The organism is Nitrosospira sp. NpAV (assembly GCF_000832065.1).
GTDB lineage: Bacteria > Pseudomonadota > Gammaproteobacteria > Burkholderiales > Nitrosomonadaceae > Nitrosospira.
Window position 1 is genome coordinate 1 of record NZ_JXQM01000214.1, and the last position, 313, is coordinate 313.

General features: G+C 67.1%; 1 pseudogene. It reads right to left on the minus strand.

Annotation, left to right across the window (positions count from 1 at the left end):
* Positions 1-70 precede the first annotated feature (70 nt).
* A pseudogene (locus tag SQ11_RS17710) lies at positions 71-313 on the minus strand (hypothetical protein); the annotation flags it as partial.

Here is a 313-nt window from a genome sequence, read left to right on the forward strand (position 1 = left end):
CTCTTTTCTTTCCTTGTCCCCCCTTCCCCGGCTTGCTCCGGTCTTTGGCCCGCGCCTTCGCACAATCGGGCTATTCGGTCACGCGTTTATGACCGTTAAAATGAAAATCACCTCTCAGCGGCACGTGGCAGTCCATGTCCTCCAGACGCGCGCGTCTGCCCGCCCCCGCTTTAGCGGCAGCGGCGGTCTTGCCGGTCCTCCGTCCCCGTTCGGCTCCGGCGCGCGCGCGTTGGGCGCCCTTTCCCCGCTCGGCCGCTCCCCCTTCTGCCCTCCCGTCCCCGTGCCCTCTCGTCTGCCGTCTTCTGCTTGCCCC